The sequence below is a fragment of the Acinetobacter sp. FY683 genome (assembly GCF_059515885.1).
The window spans coordinates 13,251-32,990 of the sequence record NZ_JCAKNA010000017.1 but is presented as its reverse complement, the minus strand read 5'-3'; the positions used below and the strand labels follow the sequence as shown (position 1 = coordinate 32,990).

General features: G+C 37.1%; 21 protein-coding genes. 1 reads left to right on the top strand and 20 read right to left on the bottom strand.

Annotation, left to right across the window (positions count from 1 at the left end):
- Nucleotides 1–2: 2 nt before the first annotated feature.
- From AC5YDH_RS10095 to AC5YDH_RS10060, 8 genes are all read right to left on the bottom strand, one after another.
- On the bottom strand, nucleotides 3–290 hold the full coding sequence (locus tag AC5YDH_RS10095) for a hypothetical protein (protein ID WP_496119116.1): 288 nt from the start codon (nucleotides 288–290) through the stop codon (nucleotides 3–5).
- Between the two features lie 62 nt (nucleotides 291–352).
- The gene (locus tag AC5YDH_RS10090; RefSeq protein WP_496119114.1) at nucleotides 353–970 is read right to left on the bottom strand and encodes a glutathione S-transferase family protein; all 618 of its coding nucleotides are present in this window, start codon (nucleotides 968–970) and stop codon (nucleotides 353–355) included.
- Nucleotides 971–1,240: 270 nt separating this feature from the next.
- A complete protein-coding gene (infC, locus tag AC5YDH_RS10085) occupies nucleotides 1,241–1,789 on the bottom strand; it encodes a translation initiation factor IF-3 (protein WP_496119174.1) in 549 nt (182 codons plus the stop codon).
- Between the two features lie 5 nt (nucleotides 1,790–1,794).
- The gene (thrS, locus tag AC5YDH_RS10080; RefSeq protein ID WP_496119112.1) at nucleotides 1,795–3,717 is read right to left on the bottom strand and encodes a threonine--tRNA ligase; all 1,923 of its coding nucleotides are present in this window, start codon (nucleotides 3,715–3,717) and stop codon (nucleotides 1,795–1,797) included.
- A gap of 222 nt (nucleotides 3,718–3,939) precedes the next feature.
- Complete coding sequence (locus tag AC5YDH_RS10075) at nucleotides 3,940–4,716, bottom strand: ChbG/HpnK family deacetylase (protein ID WP_496119110.1); 777 nt, start codon at nucleotides 4,714–4,716, stop codon at nucleotides 3,940–3,942.
- Nucleotides 4,713–5,138 carry a GtrA family protein gene (locus AC5YDH_RS10070; protein WP_496119108.1) on the bottom strand — a complete coding sequence of 142 codons (426 nt, stop codon included), beginning with the start codon at nucleotides 5,136–5,138 and terminating at the stop codon, nucleotides 4,713–4,715. Before AC5YDH_RS10070 ends, AC5YDH_RS10075 begins: the two co-directional genes overlap by 4 nt.
- On the bottom strand, nucleotides 5,111–6,100 hold the full coding sequence (locus tag AC5YDH_RS10065; protein ID WP_496119106.1) for a glycosyltransferase family 2 protein: 990 nt from the start codon (nucleotides 6,098–6,100) through the stop codon (nucleotides 5,111–5,113). Before AC5YDH_RS10065 ends, AC5YDH_RS10070 begins: the two co-directional genes overlap by 28 nt.
- A gap of 5 nt (nucleotides 6,101–6,105) precedes the next feature.
- Complete coding sequence (locus tag AC5YDH_RS10060; RefSeq protein ID WP_496119105.1) at nucleotides 6,106–7,569, bottom strand: glycosyltransferase family 39 protein; 1,464 nt, start codon at nucleotides 7,567–7,569, stop codon at nucleotides 6,106–6,108.
- Nucleotides 7,570–7,801: 232 nt separating this feature from the next.
- On the opposite strand from AC5YDH_RS10060, the gene AC5YDH_RS10055 reads away from it, so the two are divergent.
- Nucleotides 7,802–9,442 carry an acyl-CoA synthetase gene (locus AC5YDH_RS10055; RefSeq protein WP_496119103.1) on the top strand — a complete coding sequence of 547 codons (1,641 nt, stop codon included), beginning with the start codon at nucleotides 7,802–7,804 and terminating at the stop codon, nucleotides 9,440–9,442.
- An 81-nt stretch (nucleotides 9,443–9,523) separates the two neighbouring features.
- Here AC5YDH_RS10055 and yjgA read toward each other — a convergent pair whose 3' ends face one another.
- The 12 genes from yjgA to AC5YDH_RS09995 form a co-directional block, all read right to left on the bottom strand.
- Entirely contained in the window at nucleotides 9,524–10,057 is a 534-nt protein-coding gene (yjgA, locus tag AC5YDH_RS10050; RefSeq protein ID WP_496119101.1) for a ribosome biogenesis factor YjgA, read from the bottom strand.
- A gap of 2 nt (nucleotides 10,058–10,059) precedes the next feature.
- Nucleotides 10,060–10,329 carry an HPr family phosphocarrier protein gene (locus AC5YDH_RS10045; RefSeq protein WP_496119099.1) on the bottom strand — a complete coding sequence of 90 codons (270 nt, stop codon included), beginning with the start codon at nucleotides 10,327–10,329 and terminating at the stop codon, nucleotides 10,060–10,062.
- Nucleotides 10,326–11,177: an RNase adapter RapZ gene (gene rapZ, locus AC5YDH_RS10040; protein ID WP_496119097.1), complete on the bottom strand. Its 852-nt coding sequence runs from the start codon at nucleotides 11,175–11,177 to the stop codon at nucleotides 10,326–10,328. The genes AC5YDH_RS10045 and rapZ overlap by 4 nt, the downstream gene beginning before the upstream one ends.
- A gap of 21 nt (nucleotides 11,178–11,198) precedes the next feature.
- Nucleotides 11,199–12,044 carry a pantoate--beta-alanine ligase gene (gene panC / locus AC5YDH_RS10035; protein WP_496119095.1) on the bottom strand — a complete coding sequence of 282 codons (846 nt, stop codon included), beginning with the start codon at nucleotides 12,042–12,044 and terminating at the stop codon, nucleotides 11,199–11,201.
- A 3-nt stretch (nucleotides 12,045–12,047) separates the two neighbouring features.
- Nucleotides 12,048–12,857 (bottom strand): 3-methyl-2-oxobutanoate hydroxymethyltransferase, encoded by an 810-nt coding sequence (gene panB / locus AC5YDH_RS10030; RefSeq protein WP_496119093.1) that lies wholly within the window; start codon nucleotides 12,855–12,857, stop codon nucleotides 12,048–12,050.
- Nucleotides 12,858–12,900: 43 nt separating this feature from the next.
- Entirely contained in the window at nucleotides 12,901–13,386 is a 486-nt protein-coding gene (folK, locus tag AC5YDH_RS10025; RefSeq protein ID WP_496119092.1) for a 2-amino-4-hydroxy-6-hydroxymethyldihydropteridine diphosphokinase, read from the bottom strand.
- On the bottom strand, nucleotides 13,383–14,846 hold the full coding sequence (pcnB, locus tag AC5YDH_RS10020; RefSeq protein ID WP_496119090.1) for a polynucleotide adenylyltransferase PcnB: 1,464 nt from the start codon (nucleotides 14,844–14,846) through the stop codon (nucleotides 13,383–13,385). The genes folK and pcnB overlap by 4 nt, the downstream gene beginning before the upstream one ends.
- A gap of 135 nt (nucleotides 14,847–14,981) precedes the next feature.
- Nucleotides 14,982–15,374 (bottom strand): ComEA family DNA-binding protein, encoded by a 393-nt coding sequence (locus tag AC5YDH_RS10015; RefSeq protein ID WP_496119088.1) that lies wholly within the window; start codon nucleotides 15,372–15,374, stop codon nucleotides 14,982–14,984.
- Between the two features lie 19 nt (nucleotides 15,375–15,393).
- Nucleotides 15,394–16,188, bottom strand: coding sequence for a nucleoside triphosphate pyrophosphohydrolase (gene mazG / locus AC5YDH_RS10010; RefSeq protein WP_496119086.1), 795 nt, complete (start codon nucleotides 16,186–16,188; stop codon nucleotides 15,394–15,396).
- Nucleotides 16,189–16,305: 117 nt separating this feature from the next.
- Nucleotides 16,306–17,715: a ribosome biogenesis GTPase Der gene (der, locus tag AC5YDH_RS10005; protein WP_496119084.1), complete on the bottom strand. Its 1,410-nt coding sequence runs from the start codon at nucleotides 17,713–17,715 to the stop codon at nucleotides 16,306–16,308.
- 165 nt (nucleotides 17,716–17,880) lie between these two features.
- Nucleotides 17,881–19,029 carry an outer membrane protein assembly factor BamB gene (gene bamB, locus AC5YDH_RS10000; RefSeq protein ID WP_496119082.1) on the bottom strand — a complete coding sequence of 383 codons (1,149 nt, stop codon included), beginning with the start codon at nucleotides 19,027–19,029 and terminating at the stop codon, nucleotides 17,881–17,883.
- Nucleotides 19,029–19,730, bottom strand: coding sequence for a YfgM family protein (locus AC5YDH_RS09995; protein ID WP_496119080.1), 702 nt, complete (start codon nucleotides 19,728–19,730; stop codon nucleotides 19,029–19,031). Before AC5YDH_RS09995 ends, bamB begins: the two co-directional genes overlap by 1 nt.
- Between the last annotated feature and the right edge of the window lie 10 nt (nucleotides 19,731–19,740).

Sequence of the window (19,740 nt, the reverse complement as noted above, 5' to 3'; positions counted from 1 at the left end):
CTTTATTTCAAACCAAGCATTTTCTTAGTTTTCATATACTCTACATTCGACCAAACAATCATTACTACAAGAACAGTGATTCGAGCCCAAAAATACAAATTAGCGACAGGATCAATTGTTGTTTTCATTAAAGCTTGATCTTTTGTATTGAGTTCAACCAAGATATTTTGAACATGAATAGCCTCTACCACAAACAAAGCTAAGCACCCAACAATACCAATAATAATGCTCCAATATATCCTTGGGTTACTTTCTAAAATTCGAGTAAAATTTAAAACAAAGTCTTTCATGCAATACATCCAATAAAAAACCACCGCATTGGGTGGTCTTATATCTTATCATAAATCAAAATTTAAACTTGTATCGCTAGTGCTTTCTGTACAGCAGGACGAGCTTCAATTCGTTCCATATATGCTTTTACATTTGGATAATCATCCAAATTAATTTGTTGCCACTCACAACGACGAATCCAAGGAAAAATAGCAATATCAGCAATTGAATATTCCCCTGCTACAAATTGCTGTCCTAAAAGTTGCTTTTCTAAAACTGAATATAAGCGCTTGGTCTCTTTCATAAAACGCTCAATCGCATAAGGAACGTCTTCTGCAGCAAACTTATTAAAGTGATGATTCTGCCCCAACATTGGACCAAATCCACCTATTTGCCACATCAACCATTGTTCTACCTCAACACGAGATTGCTCATCTTGAGGATAAAATAACCCCGTTTTACGTCCTAAGTACTGTAAAATTGCACCCGATTCAAACACGGAAATAGCTTGATGATTTGGACCATCCTGATCAACAATTGCTGGAATTTTATTATTTGGAGAAATTCTCAAGAAATCAGGTTGAAATTGATCATCCTCTAGAATATTGATTGGGGTAATATCATAATCCAAACCCATTTCTTCCAAAGCAATCGCTATTTTCAGACCATTAGGCGTTCCCCAATAATATAGATCTATCATTTTTATCCCTTCTATTCTTTCTATTTCTGTAATATTAAGATCGTTATAGCACAATTTCTAAACTTTATTTGTTACTAAAATTTTATATTTCACACAAAGATTAGAAATAAATTTTTATTCTATTTAATCTAAAAATATCTTAGAAGAATCATATATTTTTACTGATAAGTAATTTTTGATTTATAGGCATATATAAATTTTAAAACCTAAAAATTTAATATTTTATTCAAAAAAAAAGCACTGCAAGTGCAGTGCTTTTTTTTGAGATGCTTACTTTTTCTTTTTAGGACCAAGAAGCATACCCATTTGACGACCTTCCATTTTCGGTGTTTGTTCTACTACACCTACTTCAACAACATCTGCTTCAATTTTTTGCAATTGAGCAAGACCAAGCTGTTGGTGAGCCATCTCACGACCACGGAAACGTAACGTGATTTTTACCTTGTTACCTTCTTCAAGGAACTTGATAATTGAACGTAATTTTACGTTGTAATCACCAACATCAGTACCAGGGCGTAGCTTGATTTCCTTCACCTGTACTTGATGTTGTTTTTTCTTCGCTTCTTTCTGCTTTTGCTTAAGATCAAACAAATGCTTGTTAAAGTCCATGATTTTGCATACAGGTGGCTCTGCATTCGCCACAATCTCAACTAGGTCAAGATCAACTGCTTCTGCAGCACGAACTGCTTCTGCAAGGCTTACAATACCTTTTTGCTCACCATTTTCGTCTACAAGACGGACTTCTTTTGCACGAATTTCATCATTCAAAGCAGGACGGTTTGATTTTCCGCCCTGTTGATTACGGTCAGGCTGTTTAATCGCTGTTACTCCACAATGTACCGGCCGCGTTCGGCTACGGCTGCTTTTACTAAGTCAACGAAAGCATCGATAGACATAGTACCCAAATTTGTTCCTGAGCGAGTACGGACATTTACAGTACCTTCCTCTACTTCACGGTCACCTAAAACCAATAAGTAAGGAATACGCTCTAATGTACGTTCACGAATCTTAAAGCCGATCTTCTCATTTCTCAAGTCTGAAATAGCTCGAATACCATTTTCTTTAAGTTTTGCGACGACTGACTCACTCGCTGCTGCTTGTGAATCTGTAATGTTCATTACGCATGCTTGAACTGGCGACAACCATGGTGGCATAAAACCAGCATAGTGTTCAATAAGTATACCAATAAATCGTTCAAAACTACCAAGAATTGCACGATGTAACATTACAGGTTGATCACGATCGTTATCTTCTGTAACAAAAGAGGCATCTAGACGCTCAGGCAAGTTAAAGTCACATTGAATTGTACCGCACTGCCATACACGACCTAAACAGTCTTTCAATGAAAATTCAATTTTCGGACCATAGAATGCACCTTCACCTGGTTGAAGTTCCCATTCAAGACCTGCGGCATCTAAAGCATCTGCTAAAGATTTTTCAGCTACATCCCAAAGTGCTTCATCACCCACACGTTTTTCAGGACGTGTAGACAGTTTCATTTGAACTTCTTCGAAACCAAAGTCTTTATATACATCTAAAGTTAATTTTATAAAGTCTGCAACTTCTTGACCAATTTGTTCTTTAGTACAGAAGATATGTGCATCATCTTGTGTAAAACCACGAACACGCATAATACCGTGTAATGAACCAGATGGCTCGTTACGGTGACATGAACCAAATTCAGCTAAACGAATTGGAAGATCACGGTAAGATTTCAAACCTTGGTTAAACACTTGTACATGGCATGGGCAGTTCATTGGTTTTACAGCATAGTTACGGCTTTCTGAATGAGTCGTAAACATGTTGTCTGCATAGTTTGCAGCATGACCTGATTTTTCCCAAAGTGAAAAGTCCACGATTTGCGGAGTTTTAATCTCTAGGTAGCCATTCGCTTGTTGAACTTTACGCATGTATTGTTCAAGAACTTGATAAATTGTCCAACCATTCGGATGCCAGAACACCATACCAGGTGCTTCTTCTTGCATGTGGAATAAGTCTAAAGCTTTACCAATTTTACGGTGATCACGTTTTTCCGCTTCTTCAATACGCTTGATATATGCAGCAAGTTGTTTCTTATCTGCCCAAGCTGTACCGTAAATACGTTGTAGCTGTTCATTTTTCGCATCACCACGCCAGTAAGCGCCCGACATTTTTGTCAGTTTAAATGCTTTTAAGAATTTTGTGTTTGGTACGTGCGGACCACGGCACATATCCAAATAATCTTGATGGTAGTACAAGCCCATTTCTGTTTCTTCAGGCATATCATCAATTAAACGTAATTTATAATCTTCACCACGCTTCGTAAACTCTGCAATCACTTCATCACGTGGTGTCATTTTTTTGATGACATCATAATCTTGATCGATGAGCTTTTTCATGCGCTCTTCGATTGCTGCCATATCTTCTGGTGTAAATGGTTTTTCGCTAAAAATATCGTAATAGAAACCATCTTCAATGACAGGACCAATTACCATTTTTGCTTCTGGGAATAACTGCTTAACCGCATGACCCACAAGGTGTGCACAAGAGTGACGAATGATGTGAACACCATCTTCATCTTTAGGCGTAATAATTTGTAAGGTTGCATCTTCTGTAATTAAGTCAGATGCATCAACCAAACGGTCGTTTACACGACCCGCAACTGTATTTTTTGCAAGACCAGGACCGATGCTTTGAGCAACTTCCATCACAGATACGGCATGATCAAATTCTTTTTGATCGCCATTTGGCAAAGTGATAATTGGCATAAAAAATCCTTAAGGAGTGATGCCCCGTACAATAGAGCATGTCACCGCGAGATTATGATCGAGGGAAACCCTCAAAAGATAAAAACGGTGGATAAATAAAAATCAGCTAGAATTTTACACGTCTTAGCCATTTTAATAAACCGTTAATGCCTTTTAAAGCATACGAATTCCTCTTTGAGGACTTAATGATTGCTGTATTTATTGAAGTTTCACCTTAAAACTTTATTCACTAAAAGATTTCCATGACTGTGCTTGGCAGTGATATTTATTCCAAAGGACTAAAAATTCATCACTCATTAGCCATTCATATTCTACACAGCGCGCAGCATATATTTCATCTGTCCAATTTGGATCTTTTTGTGCTGGATGACACATAATCACACTATCATTCGGTGCATTTTTAATCCAGTTTTCCCAAAGTAGCTTTAATCCGAACAAATCCGTATTAAAACCATAAATTCCAGAAAATGCAGGATTATGAGGCCAATGTTGCTGAATAAGATTTCGTCTTAATGTATAACCACCTAAAAAATAGATAATTTTTGCCTTTAAATCTGTTTGATACGTTTTCGTATTTCGAATAGGAATTTTTTGCTTATAACGCTGTTCTATGCAAGCAAGTAAAGTTTCTCTTACTTGAGGAAATTGATGCACATGTTGATGACCATCAATAAAGTCGGGTCGTTGTCCTATTTTTTGCTCAAAGCTATCTAATTGTTGATGAATAATACTTTGTAATTCATTGATCTTAAACTTTCTAAAATAAGCCTTTAACAAGACATCTTTTAAAGTACCAACACCAGCAAGCCCTGTTAAGTCAAAATGCAAACCGATGTCTATACAATGACTTTGCAATGCATTAACTTCATCTTGATGAATTTTACCTAAACTCATAAAACTTGTTGCTTGGATTCTTTTCTTTTCTGCAAGATCAATAACTGCTTGATTTACCGCATGTGAAAAACCCAAGTCATCCACATTGATAATAAGATTTTTCATGAATGACTTTTTCCCTTAAATGCCCAAAATTTAGCAAGAAGAAACGTACAAACAGTAACTAAGAACGTCGCAATAATCCAAATTAAAATGTAGTAAGGTGCACCAAAAATATAAATTCCTGTAGCAAATATAGTTTGATTTAATGCAAAACCAAAAACCGAGCTAACAAACCATTTCGCACACTTAGATTTCCACTCATTTTTTTGCCCATTTGAGTTAAAGGTAAAATTAAAATGACCTGTAAAACCAAAAACAAATGCGATAAGAAAAGCAAAACAATTTGCCAAATTAGGATGAATAGCAAGAACTTGAACAAAAAATATGAGCGATAAAAAATGTACTAAAGCCGTCAAGCTACCCACAATCAAAAAGAATAACCCTTGCTTTTGAAGACTTACTGATTCTGTTTTTTGCTGTTCCATTTTTTATCCACAATATATAACGGTCTTTGTTTTACTTCATCATAAATACGACCGATATATTCACCAATCACACCTAAACAAATCAGTTGTAACCCTGCCGAGAACATTATACCTACAGCAAGCGTTGGCCATCCTTTTAAATCACGACCAAAAAACAACGTATCACCAATAATGAACAGACCATATAAAATTGCAATAACCGAAACTAAAAAGCCCATCCGTGAAATCCAACGCAATGGCTTTAATGAAAAGGATGTTACGCCTATTAAGGCAAGTTCGAATAAGCTACTAAAGTTAAATGAACTTTTCCCTTCAATTCGTTCTTGTGCTTGGAAAGGTACATAAAGTGTTTTAAACCCAACCCAAGAGTACAAACCCTTCATAAACCTTTGACGCTCAGGTAAAGCCAATAAAGCCTCGACCACCTTCCGTTTCATAACACGGAAATCCCCTGCATGTGGCTCTAACTTATAACGTTGAGAATCTTGCATAAAACGATAAAAAATATGCTTATACAACTTTAAAGCAATATGTTCATGATCTCGTGTTTCTTGTACAGCAGCCACCATATCGATATTTGAGCTTTGAATTGCTTCTAGCATTTCATCCAGCACAGATAATGGATGTTGACCATCTGAATCCATCATAGCAACAAGTTGACCCTGTGCTTCTTTTAGCCCTGCACTTAATGCAGCTTCTTTTCCAAAATTTCGAGAAAACTGTATCAACTGAAGATCTACATTCAGCGGCGTAACATCAAGTTTCCTTTGATAGACCTCATGTAAATTATCACGACCACCATCATCCACAAGGATAACTTCATACTGTCCTGATCTTTGAACAAGCATGTTAAAAAGATCATCCAAAAGAATATCTACATTTTTTGCATCATTGTATGCAGGTAAAATGATCGAAAGTTCAATTGACCGATCCTCTAAAACCTCATGATTTGTTATCAGCATAATATCTATCTATTTTGAACACATGATTTAGGTATAAAAGCCTGCCATTCAACAACTAGCGGCTTTTTATTCGGTACTTTATTCCAGTTAATTTGCCATTCCCCACGATAAAGTACAAGCTGACTATTTTTTTCCAAATCATCAACATAAGGAAGGATTGGTTTTTTGTCTTGCTCCCAAAGCATAAAGCTACCTTTTTGCTCCAAACGTGACAAATTCATCCATGGTGAATATGCGGCTGATGTATCCATCATTACCGAAGGCATTTTATCCATGTCTGTTGCAGCAAGAATTGCAAGCCAATTATCGCCACCAATATTATCTAGCTCACAACGGCTTATTTGCTTCCACTCTTGTTGTGTTCTAAGACTCAACTCTTGTTGAGGCCAATCCATTCGAGATGGTTTTTTGCGAATTTCACCACCAAACTGAACATAACACGCCATTAAAGTTGTAATGATAATAAGCCAGATTATTAAGCCTTTTGCTAAGCCCGATTTGTGCTTTTGAAAAGTCTGATCTGGAATCATTGAAACTAAAATTAAACCTACTAGGCTCCACATGGGCGATGCCCACATATCACGGATATTTGCACCTGTAACCAAACCAAGTAAAAATAAAAATAAACCAGGAAAAAGCCCCATAAAAAATAAGAAACTTCGATGACTCGTTGGAATATTTTTAATTTTTAATACTAAACTTTTATTACAAAGCAAAATGATTAATAGCGGTAAAAAATTAACAATTTGAGAAGCTAAATATTTAAATGCGGCTAAATGATTTGCACCACCACCATCTTCATGCGAACGAGACTGAATATAAGTAAAAGTTAACCAATCATGTTGATATAACCACCAAATATGTGGACTAAAAATAATGAGTGCTAAAACCACTGCAACCCAAGGCTTAAGGCTTAACCATAAACGACGATAAGACGTTAACAATGAAAATAAAACTATTGAAAACACTAAAATTGCAACAGAGTATTTGGTTAACATACCAATGCCCGTCACAACCCCGAATAACAACCATGTTGTCCATGTATTTTTATTGAGTGCCAAATAGAATAGATAAATCAATCCAGCCCAAATCGGCATTTGGGCAATATTATGATTGAATTCAATTGATGGCCAAGTGTAATAAAAAATAGCGAGAATAAAAATTCCTGAATAAAAAGCTTTCTCTTCAGAAACGATATTTTTACCCAATAAAAATACAAATAATGCTGTGAGCGCTATACAAATTTGACTTAAAAGATAGGGTCCAAATGAACCAAAAACACTATAAAAACCGTATAACACCCATGAAGAAAATGGAGGATGCTTATAATAACCAAGCTGTAACTCTTTCCCCCAATAAACACCTTCAGGAACATCCAAAGGAAAACTCGATGAAAGTATCGGTGGCGTTACAGTCCAAAATATAAAATAACCCAATAAAATCAAGATGAACTTTTTTTCAAAACTCATTGCTTTTAACATATAGTATTGCTGCTAATTTTTACCACACATTATACAAACTCACTCACATATAAAACAGCAAAACGCTAAATAATTTTTTACACCCTCTTAAAAATTTTACTAATCACTCAAATTATTAAGTTTTTTACTAAATACTCGACCAAAGCATGAATGCAAATTGATTAAAAAATGCATATCTTCAAGAAAAGGAAAAACATATAAATTACATGAAGGAATAATAATGATTAGCGCATACGATCAACTACCTCGAACACCTGCAAACTTTGTAGCACTCTCACCTTTACGCTATTTAGAACGTGCTGCCTATATTTACCCTCACCAAGATGCCATCATTCATGGTGACAGACATATCTCATGGCGTGAAACATATACGCGTTGTCGTCAGTTTGCACACCAATTGCAAAAATTAGGTGTTGGAAAAAATGATACTGTTTCTGTATTACTTCCCAATATTCCAGCCATGATAGAAGCACATTTTGCTGTTCCTATGGCTGGTGCTGTTTTAAATACACTGAACACACGTTTAGATGCAAAAACCTTAGCCTTTATGCTTGAGCATGCAGAATCTAAAGTATTGTTAGTTGACCCCGAATTTGTGAATATTGCCAAAGAAGCTCTAGCACTTATATCACAAGAAATTTATATTATTGATGTTGCCGATGTTGAGTTTGAGGGAAACAGCCAAAGAATTGGACAAGTTGAATATGAAAGTTGGCTTGCAGAAGGCGATGCCAATTTTGAGTGGCATTTACCACAAGATGAATGGGATGCCATCAGCCTAAATTACACCTCAGGCACAACAGGTAATCCTAAAGGTGTGGTTTATCACCATCGTGGTGCTTATATTAATGCGGCCAGTAATATTATTGCCTGTGGTATGACACCGCGTGCAACTTACCTTTGGACACTCCCTTTATTTCATTGTAATGGTTGGTGTTTTGCTTGGACTATTGCAGCCAATGGTGGAACAAATATTTGTCTACGTAAAATAGACCCTGAACTCATCTACAAGTTAATTCACTCACATAAAGTTGACTATTTCTGTGGGGCACCAATTGTCTTATCTATGCTGATTAATGCGCCAGAAGAACATAAAATTAAAGTAGAGCACCGAGTAGAAGTTATGGTTGCTGGAGCAGCACCTCCTGCGGCAATTATTGAAGGTATGCGAAATATTGGCATAAATGTTACTCACGTTTATGGCTTAACTGAAACCTATGGTCCATCTGCACTTTGTGCATCACAAGCAGGTTGGTCTGATCTTTCTATTCAAGAACAAGCTCAATTACACTCGCGTCAAGGTGTTCCTTATCCATTACAAGATGGTATGAAAGTACTTGATCCTGAAACAATGCAACCTGTACCAAACGATGGACAAACCATGGGCGAAATTATGTTCCGTGGCAATATTGTCATGAAAGGCTATTTAAAAAATGCCGAAGCAACAGCAGAAGCCTTTGCTGGTGGATGGTTCCATACAGGTGATTTAGCTGTTTGCCAGCCCGATGGCTATGCCAAAATTACAGATCGCTCTAAAGATGTGATTATTTCAGGTGGTGAAAATATTTCATCTTTAGAGGTCGAAGAAGTATTGTATCAACATCCTGCTATTTTAACGGCAGCAGTTGTAGCAAAACCCGACCCTGTTTGGCAGGAAGTTCCATGTGCTTTTATCGAATTAAAAGTTGGAAAAACAGCAACACCAGAAGAAATCATTGCCTATTGTAAAGAACATCTTGCCCGTTTTAAGGTGCCAAAAGATGTCGTAATTACTGAAATTCCAAAAACATCGACAGGTAAACTACAAAAATTTGTATTACGCGAATGGGCAAAAGAGCGTTCAGTTGGCGAATTTAGTTAATTTTTAAGTTCCATCAGTAATGAGCAAAAAAAAGAGCGACTCGATAAGGTCGCTCTTTTTTACACAATAATTCACTAAAACTTAGTTATCTGAAATTAATGCCACTTGTTGAATATAGTTAAACAATTTCAACTTAGACGCTGCAATTTCCTCTTCAGACACTTTTTTTGTCATATCACGATGAATACGCAAAAGATGCTGACGAATTGGATGATGCTCTGCTGCATTATGCGCTTTCATGAATTCTTTAATTACAGGTTCACCCTGAGCAATCATACGATCTACCCAGCGGTTTAATTGTGCAGTTTTCTTAGCACCTTGTTTCGGTGTTAAGTAAGAAAGAATCATCGTTTCATCTTCATTACGCAATAATTTACCAATGCGTTGAAATTGACGACGACGTGCTTCATGTGATGTGATTGACTGAACATCTAATAATGCATCAACTAAGCGTTCTTCCACTGGAAGATTCTTAATTTGTTTAGTGCTCAATTCTGCCAATTGCTCACCTAAAGCAGCCATACGCTGAACTGCTTTCTTTTGTTCGGTTTTACTTGCACGCCCTTCTAAAGATTCATAATCATCTTCAGTAAAACGTTGCGGTCGACGTGCCACGATTAATCTGCCTCGTAAAATTTTGCTGCAAATAGTGCTTGAATATCAGATAAAGCTTTTTCTTCATCTGCACCTTCAATCACCAAGCGTAGAGTTGTGCCCTTACCAGCACCAAGCATAAGTAAGGACATAATATTTTTTGCGTCTACTAGTTTATCACCTTTCCCTATTTGGATAGATGAACGAAATTTTGTAGTAACTTCGATGAGTTTTCCAGACGCACGCGCATGTAACCCTAGTTTATTAATTACGTCAACAGTTGTGTCAATCATGACCAGTGCTTCATTTCTCTATGTAAAACCTGAATAGCCCATTTTGCCTCAAGGGCTTTTTTGAGTCTATCCACAATATAAACTGAACGATGCTGCCCACCCGTACAACCTATTGAAATCGTTATATAATGACGATGACCTTCAGCAAATGCAGGCAACCATTTTTCTAAAAAATTATAAACATCTTGAAACATTTCAGTCGTTTGACTGTTCGATTCTAAGAATTTTTGTACTGGTTCATCTAAACCAGAAAATTGACGCAACCCCAAATCCCAATGTGGATTTGGTAAATGACGTACATCAAAAACATAATCGGCATCTAAAGGAATGCCATGTTTATAACCAAAAGATTGTAAAATTACAATTAAGTTATCAGTTTGTCCCAATCTAGACAACAGCATATGTTTTAAATCGTGTACGCTTTTGTCAGTTGTGTCAATTTTAATAGTTGCTTGGAACTGAATTGGAATAAGTAATGTTTTTTCTTCTTCAATACATTGCGTTAAACTTTTAAAACGATTCGCCAGTGGATGTGGCCGACGTGATGCACTAAATCTAGTAATAAGTTCTTGATCTTGTGTAGATAAAAATATAATTTCAACTGAACCATGTTTTTTTAATTGTTCAAATACAAAATCGAATTCTTGTAAATCTGCACGTGTGCTTCGAACATCCACTCCTAAAGCAAGCTGTTCTAAATTATTTTCTTTATCGAGTTTACCAACAATTTCTGGAAGTAATGCCAGAGGTAAATTATCGATACAGTAATAACCCAAATCTTCAAGCACCTGCAAAGCAGATGATTTTCCCGATCCCGATTGTCCAGTAACGATCAATATACGCTTCATGGCATTATCCTCTTCACAAGTTTAAGCGCGATGCTTTACCTGCCAATTATCAATTAAACGAGTTGAACCAATTTTAGCTGCAACAAAAAGCACAACATCTTGACTAAAATCTTCAATTTTTTGAAGTTCAGTTGTACGTGCTTCTACATAATCCACAACAAAACCAACTTCTGTCAATGCTGTTTTAATTTGATCTAAAACATCATTTAAACTTTGACCTTGCTGTAAATTATGCTCTGCTTTTACTAAACTTTGATGAATTACTGGTGCAATTGCACGGTGTTCTTCAGATAAATAACCATTACGCGAACTTAGTGCCAAACCATCTTCAGCTCGAGCAATAGGCACACCTACAACACGAATTGGCATATTCAAATCACGTACAAACTGACGAATAACCGCAAGCTGTTGGTAATCTTTTTCACCAAAGAATGCAATTTCAGGGCGTACAATATTGAATAATTTAGTTACAACTACAGCCACGCCATCAAAATGACCTGGACGTTGTAAACCACACAAATCTGCCGTGATACCACTAACAGAAATATTCGTTAAACGTGGTTGATTACCATACATTTGCTCAACAGTTGGTGCAAAAATATAATCACAACCCACCTCTTCCAAAAGCTTACTATCTTGTTCTAATGTACGTGGATAGCTGTCGTAATCTTCATTTGGACCAAACTGAATTGGATTGACAAAAATACTCACAACCACAATATCACAATGCTTACGCGCTTCACGAACAAGATTTAAGTGACCTTGGTGTAAATTCCCCATTGTAGGAACTAAACCAATCACCTTCTGATTCGTTCGAGCTGTTTTAAGCGATTCAGATAAACCTTGGATGGTAGATTCAATTTTCATATTTTACAGCTCTACTTGGAAAGTTTGCTCAGGTGCTGGAAATGAGCCATCTTGAACAGCGGCATGATATGCTTTGAATGCATCCAAAATTGCAGTTTCACCTGATTGTTCTTTCATAAAATTACGAACAAATTTAGCAACGCGACCAAATGTTAGACCTAACATGTCTTGTACAACTAAAACTTGTCCATCGGTTTCATGACCTGCTCCAATACCAATAACAGGCGTTTCTGGGAACAGTTCAGTAATTTCTTTACCTAATTGCGCAGGAACACATTCAAGCAACAATAAGGCAGCACCAGCTTCTACAACCGCACGACAATCGGCAATGAGTTTATCTGCTGCTTCTCGTGTACGTGCTTGAAGCTTATAACCACCAAACACATGCACAGATTGTGGTGTTAAGCCCAAATGTACGCATACAGGAATACCATTTCGCGTAAGCACTTCAACCGTTTCGCTTAGCCACTCACCACCTTCAACCTTAACCATTTGAGCGCCAGCTTGCATCACTGTTTTAGCATTAACCAAAGCATCATTTAAAGTCGCATACGACATAAAAGGCAAATCAGTCATAATGAATGAGTGATTATTCCCACGGCGCACAGCAGCAGTGTGATATGCCATATCTTCAACAGTAACAGGCAAAGTTGAATCACGGCCTTGAACCGTCATCCCAAGAGAATCACCAATTAAAATACTATCAATTTCAGCAATTTCCATGGCTTTTGCCATGCTTGCATCGTAGCAAGTTAAACAAGAAAATTTACGGCCTTCGGCTTTAATTTTTTTTAAGTCGCTGAGACTAATCATGAAGGTATTCCTCTAAAAAATGCATAGAACATAGGTTAAATAATCAACTTGCCCAATTTTCATCATCCAAAACCGTAACCGTTGGATGTTCTAAAATAGGTAGTTTTTTTAACACAAGTCCCTTTAGTTGCATTTCTGCATCTAAATCTAACAATGGTATTACTACAAAGTCACGCTCAAGTATGCCAACATGTGGCACAGTCAATCGCTCATTTTGAATATTTTCTTGACCATAAATCAGTAAATCTAAATCGAGTGTACGCTCGCCCCAACGACGTAATCGTACACGCCCCGATTCATTTTCAATACGTTGTAGCCCATCCAATAAAACCAAAGGCTCTAAAGCCGTCTCTAAACGTACAACCGCATTTAAATAATTTGGCTGATCTTGTGGTCCCATTGGTGGGCTTTCATATAACTTGGATGTCGTTACCTGACCTAACGCCGCAAGATTTTGTACGGCTTCTACTAAAATTTGACGAGAATCACCCAAATTACTCCCCAAACCAATATACGTCACAACACTCATTGAGTTGGTCCAAATACAACTTGTGTTAAATCACGCTTCACACGACGGCGCTTTAAGATTGGATGATCCGCACCAATTTCACCTTTAACTGTAGATGCAACAGATGTTCTATTTTCCTGATGCTGTTTCGGCTTACGTGTTCTACGGCTACGTGATTCTGGTTCATCGACTAAAGGTTCTATTTCAACTTGAGCTTGAACACGCGTATCTACAAAATCTTCTTGGATGCTCGCTTTGTTACGACGGCTTTTCACACGTTGACGATTATATTGACCAATAGCACGTTCTTTTTCATCAGACGTCATGTTTTGGTAGCTATCCCACCACATGCCCATACCTTGAGTATTAGCATCACCTGATTTTTCACGTAACAGTAAAAAGTCAAAACCTGCACGAAAACGCGCATGATTCGATAATGCTGCAATTTGCTGTGGTTTTGGACTTAATAACCGTGTTTGCATTTCCCAAACTTCACGAATAAAAGTTTCCGCAAAACGAGGGATAATAGTCCGTGTAGCTTGGCGCTTTAATACATCTAAACCAGCTTGTGCTCGTGCTTCTGCAGGCATTATGCCTTTAGCCAAATATACGTCACTACGTTTTAAAAATAGCTCCCACAACAATACGGCATAAAAAAATGCAGGATTGATGGTTTTACCAATCTGAATACGTTGATCTGTATTTTTAGCGGCTCTTTCCACAAAATTCGTAACTTTGGGATCAATTTCCGCAAATAACTGTTTCCAAATGCCAAAATCAATCAACATTGGCAGCACACGATTTAAGTGCCCCATGGTGAATAGTTTTTGAGATTCATCATACAAACGATGTGGAGAAACATCACGTAACAAGTTTGTTAACTCAGGTGTGAATACTTCTAAAATTTCATCGGCAATGCTGAAATTCAATTTGGCTGCAAAACGCAACGTACGTAACATACGTACTGGATCTTCTTCAAATCGAGTTTTTGGATCACCCAATAAACGCAGTGTTTTATTTTTAATATCATCAACTGCATTACAAAAATCGAGAACAATGCCTTTACGTGGTTGATAGTACATGGCGTTAATTGAAAAATCTCGACGAGCAAAATCCTCTTCGATGGTTCCCCAGTTATTATCACGTAAAATCATACCTGCCGCAGAAGTTACTTCTTTTTTAGGTGGAGCACGGAAAGTCGCAACTTCCACAAGCTCGCGCCCCGAATACACATGGGCAAGCTCAAAGCGTCGACCAATAATACGGCAACGACGACCAAAAACTTCTTTAACTTGTGCTGGTGTAGCGTTGGTAACGGCATCAAAATCTTTTGGATTAAGCCCTAACATTAAGTCACGTACACCACCACCTACGATATAGGCTTCATAACCTGCTTTTGTTAAAGCATCAATAACATCTAAAATGTAAGCAGGTAATTGAGCGGTTGATAAACCACATTTTGACGCGCGCAAAGTTTGCAAAAGACGCTGTCTCCTACGTCTGAACGTAAAATATATAAGATGTCGCTAATGATATCTCTTACACCATCAAAGGGCAATTTGATTATCAATTTCTTGATATACCATTCAGACATTATTTCGTATCTTTTCACTCACCTACAAAGCTAATTTATCTTTGTTTTTATTGAATAATGCAGGACCAATCCCTTTAATTTTCATAAAATCATCTACAGAATTGAATTTTCCATTTGTATTTCGATACTCAATAATTGCCTCTGCTTTCTTTTTACCTACGCCACTTAACTGCATAAGTTCCTCAATATTTGCCGAATTTAATCTAACTTTTGAACGAGTACCCGCCATATTTGATGTTGATGAGTTTGCTTGTGACAAACTAGGTCTAGATAAGTAATGGTCAGAATTCACTTCAGCTCTGTTCTTTAAACGCTGATCTTGTTGCTGTTGTTGTACTTTCCATTGTGCATATTTTTGTTCATAGGCACTTTGTGCAAGTGCCAAATTTGAAACTGAACCGAAAAATAAAGCCATAAATAAAGTTTTAAAAATTTTACTCTTTTTTCTTATTGTCATTTTGAACCTGTTGTTTTAAATAAATTTTCGCTTGCTCCCAAAGCTCATCCATTTCTTCTAAAGACATATTTTCTACGTTCTTATTTTGAGTAACAGCTTGATCTTCAATAAAAGCAAAGCGAGATCTAAATTTATGAATGGTACTCAATAGCGCCATTTCACTCGAAACACCAAGTTTACGTCCAACATTAATCAATGAAAACAAACAATCACCAAATTCATCGAGTATTTCATCGGAATTATTGTTCTGCATGGCTTGTTTAAATTCCTCAAGCTCTTCTTCTAACTTCCCATAGGCATCTTGAACATTTGGGAAATCAAACCCAATTTGAGCAACATTTTTTTGAATTTCATGCGCTTGATGTAATGTTGGACCATGCTTTATATCATCTAACCGATGTTTAGGCTGATCTTGTTTTTCTTCTTGTTTAATCTGCTTCCATAATTCAGCAACATCTTCCGCACTTAGATTTTCAAATTGTTCTTTTTGAAATACATGCGGATGTCTACGAATAAGCTTTTGACTAATGGCTTCTACAACATCATTAAAATCAAACAATCCCTGCTCACTATACATTTGAGACTGAAACACGACTTGAAGTAATAAATCGCCTAACTCTTCTTTTATATGATTCACATCTTTAGAACGTACTGCAGCTTCCACTTCATACGCTTCTTCAATGGCATATTTTGTAAGTGTTTCAGGTGTTTGTGCTTGATCCCAAGGACATTCTGCACGTAACTGCTGCATAATTTTTAATAATTGTTCCATTTCACACTCATCTAACTCATTTGATTTTTTTAAAGTAAATTTAAATTTTCACTCCATCATTTTTCCATAAAAAAGCCTGCTTTCGCAGGCTTTTTTACTATGAAGAATTAAAAAAAATTAACGCTTAAACTTCTTCTCAGCTTTCTTGAACTTCTGAACATAACGACGTTTACGTGCCGCAATTCGCTCATCCATAACAGTCTTACGACCTTCAAATGGGTTTTCTGAAGTTTTGAATTCGATACGAACAGGCGTACCTTCAAGTTTATAAACCTTACGGAATACATTCTCTAAGTAACGACGATAATCTGCAGGTGTTTTATCAACCTTGTTACCGTGTACAACAATTGTAGGTGGATTTTGTCCGCCCATATGCGCATAACGCATTTTAATTCGACGCCCTTGAACCATTGGTGGCGCATGAGCTTCTGTTGCATCACTCAAAATTTGCGTGATTTTTGCAGGAGATACTTTCAAATGTGAAGAATCGAATGCACGGTGAATTGATGGATATAAATCACCAACACCTGTGCCATGCAAAGCAGAAATTAAATGAATTTTTGCCCATGGAATGAAGTCAAAACGACGATCAACATCCAATTTACATTGTTTACGATCATAATCAGACATGTTGTCCCATTTATTAATCGCAATAACCATTGCACGACCAGCTTCTAAAGCATAACCAATCAAATGTAAATCTTGCTCAACAATACCATCACGAGCATCTACAACAACAACAACAACATGTGCATCTTTCATCGCTTGAAGTGTTTTTACAATTGAGAACTTCTCAATCATCTCATCCACTTTACCTTTACGACGTACGCCTGCTGTGTCAATTAATGTGTATTTACGACCATCACGCTCAAAAGGAATATAGATTGAATCACGTGTTGTACCAGGTTGGTCAAATGCAACTACACGTTCTTCACCTAGCAAGCGGTTAACCAATGTAGATTTACCTACGTTAGGACGACCAATAATTGCTAAACGTAAACCTGTATTTTTATCATGTTCTTCTACAGATTCATCTTCAGGAACACTTTCAAGAACTTCTTCAAGCATTTGCTGAACACCACGCCCGTGACTCGCTGCCACTTGCATTGGTTCGCCCATACCCAATTTAAAAAATTCTACGAGTGCTGCTTCGGCATGTACACCGTCTACTTTGTTCGCAACTAAGTAAACTTTTTTACCTAATGTACGCAGTTCTCGTGCAATTTGTTCATCAGATGCAAGTAAGCCTGCGCGTGCATCTACAACAAAAACAATGATATCTGCTTCATTGATTGCAGTTTTAGACTGCTCTGCCATATATGAATCAATACCACCCTCACTCTCGCCAATACCCCCTGTATCAACAACAATGAAAGATTTATTTTGGAATACAGCATCGCCATATTTACGGTCGCGCGTAAGACCAGCAAAGTCAGCAACTAAAGCATCACGGCTTTTTGTAATCTGATTAAATAACGTTGATTTTCCGACGTTCGGACGACCAATGAGCGCAATTACGGGTTTCATAGATTACCTTTATACAAGATCAGCCAACGGATTGGCCTGAACATCAGAAACTTGGAAGAAAAAATAGATGAATAATCTAAATAAAAACACGGGGCATTGAATTTTCAATCACCCCGCGTTAAAAAATACGGATATTCGCTTAGTTTAACATAAGCGAAGAAAAAATTAACGAGTCTGCCAAACAGTCAACGCACCCTTTTGTGTTGATGCATAAAGTTGATTATCGATAACTCGCAATGAACGTACTTCACCGCTTGTTTTTGAGCGACCAATTAACTGTCCAGATTGTGGATCGACAATATGTAAATAACCATCTAAGTCACCCACAATCAATTGCGAACCCAACATTACAGGATTGCTTAATTTACGGTTAAGTAAACTATCATTTTCCCATAATTTATGACCTGTCGTAATTTCGTATGCAGTTAACTTGCCATCTGTAGATGCAACAAATACACCATTACCTACAACTTCAGGACGTTTCGTACTACTTGAATCTTCGCTCCAAACTACTTGTTGTGATGCTAAATCCAATACTGTTACTTGACCTTGATAGCTTGTTGTAACAACAAACTGACCCGCTACAACAGGATCACCATCAATATCATTCAGCTTTTGAATATCTGAACGACCATCACTTACAGCAACACGGCGTTGTAAACGTGGTGTACCTGTTAAAACATCAAGTGCATAGACATAAGCATTTGAAGATGCGATTAAAACTGTACGTGGATCAATTGCAACGGGAGATGCTGTACCACGTAAACTTAACTGTACGCTTGGTAAATCATATGTCCAAAGTTGTTGACCATTTTCTACGTTATGTGCATAAACAGTACCATCATTCGCTACTGTAATCACATGATTAGAAATAACCAAAGATGGCGCTAAAATAGCACTAGAAATATTTACAGCCCACTTTTGCTCACCAGTAGCCTGATCTAAAGCAAAAAGTTCACCTTTTTCATTCCCAACAACAACAATACCTTCCGCAGCTTCAACACCCGCAGTTAAGCCTTGTTTTGTCACCTGCTTTTGCCAAACTTTTTGTTTCCCGTTATAAGCAGTGACACTGCCTTTAGGATCAACGGCAAAAATCACACTATCAGATACATCTAACTGCAAACGTAAAGGATCTTTTACAGAGGTCGCAGAAACATTTTGCGAAAACACTGGAACAAGACTGGTTGTTTGTGTAATTTTTGGTAGCGGATTAGGCTTTACTTTTTCAACTTTAACTTTATTACTAGAACATCCAGCCAATGCAAGTGCTAAAACTGTCAGTACTAAAGGTATTTTATTATTTCTGCTCATTAAGTCTCATCCACTTGAGTGTCTAATATTGGGCGTTCTACATCTGCATCTTCTACTAAAACGCCAACGCTTTCGAGTTTAATTTGTAAAATTTGACGATCTTGTTTCTGTTCTAACAATTCGTTCCATGCACTTTGATATGATTTTTTCGCATTTTCAATATCTTTTTTAGCAACGTACACATCGCCACGAGCTTCATCTACAACAGCCTTGAAGGTTGGCTCAGTCACTAAGTTAAATGTTTTTAAAGCTTCATCATATTTGTTTTGCGCAAGTTGAGCATAACCCAAACGTAATTTTAAAATTGAAACTAAGCCTGCATCTTTAACTTTTGAATTTTCAACTTTTTTTAATGCTTTTTCTGCACCTGCATAGTCAGACTTATCGTATGCAAGTTTAGCCATAAGCAACTGCACTTGAATTGCTTGTGCTGAATCTGGTGCATCTTTCACAATTTTGTCAGCCGTAGCGACTAAATCATTATATGCATTTGGATTAGATTCAGCATTTGCAGCATCATCCATCAATTGCTGAACTTTGGCTGTATTCATCTGATTTTCAGCCAAAGTCTTTTTTTGCCACCATTGCCAACCGAAAAAGGCAATCAACGCAATTAAAACCCCACTAATCATGGCAGAGCCATATTTCTTAGTGAAAGACTTTAAACTATCAAGTTGTTCTGCTTCACTTAATGCGCTCATGTGATTACCT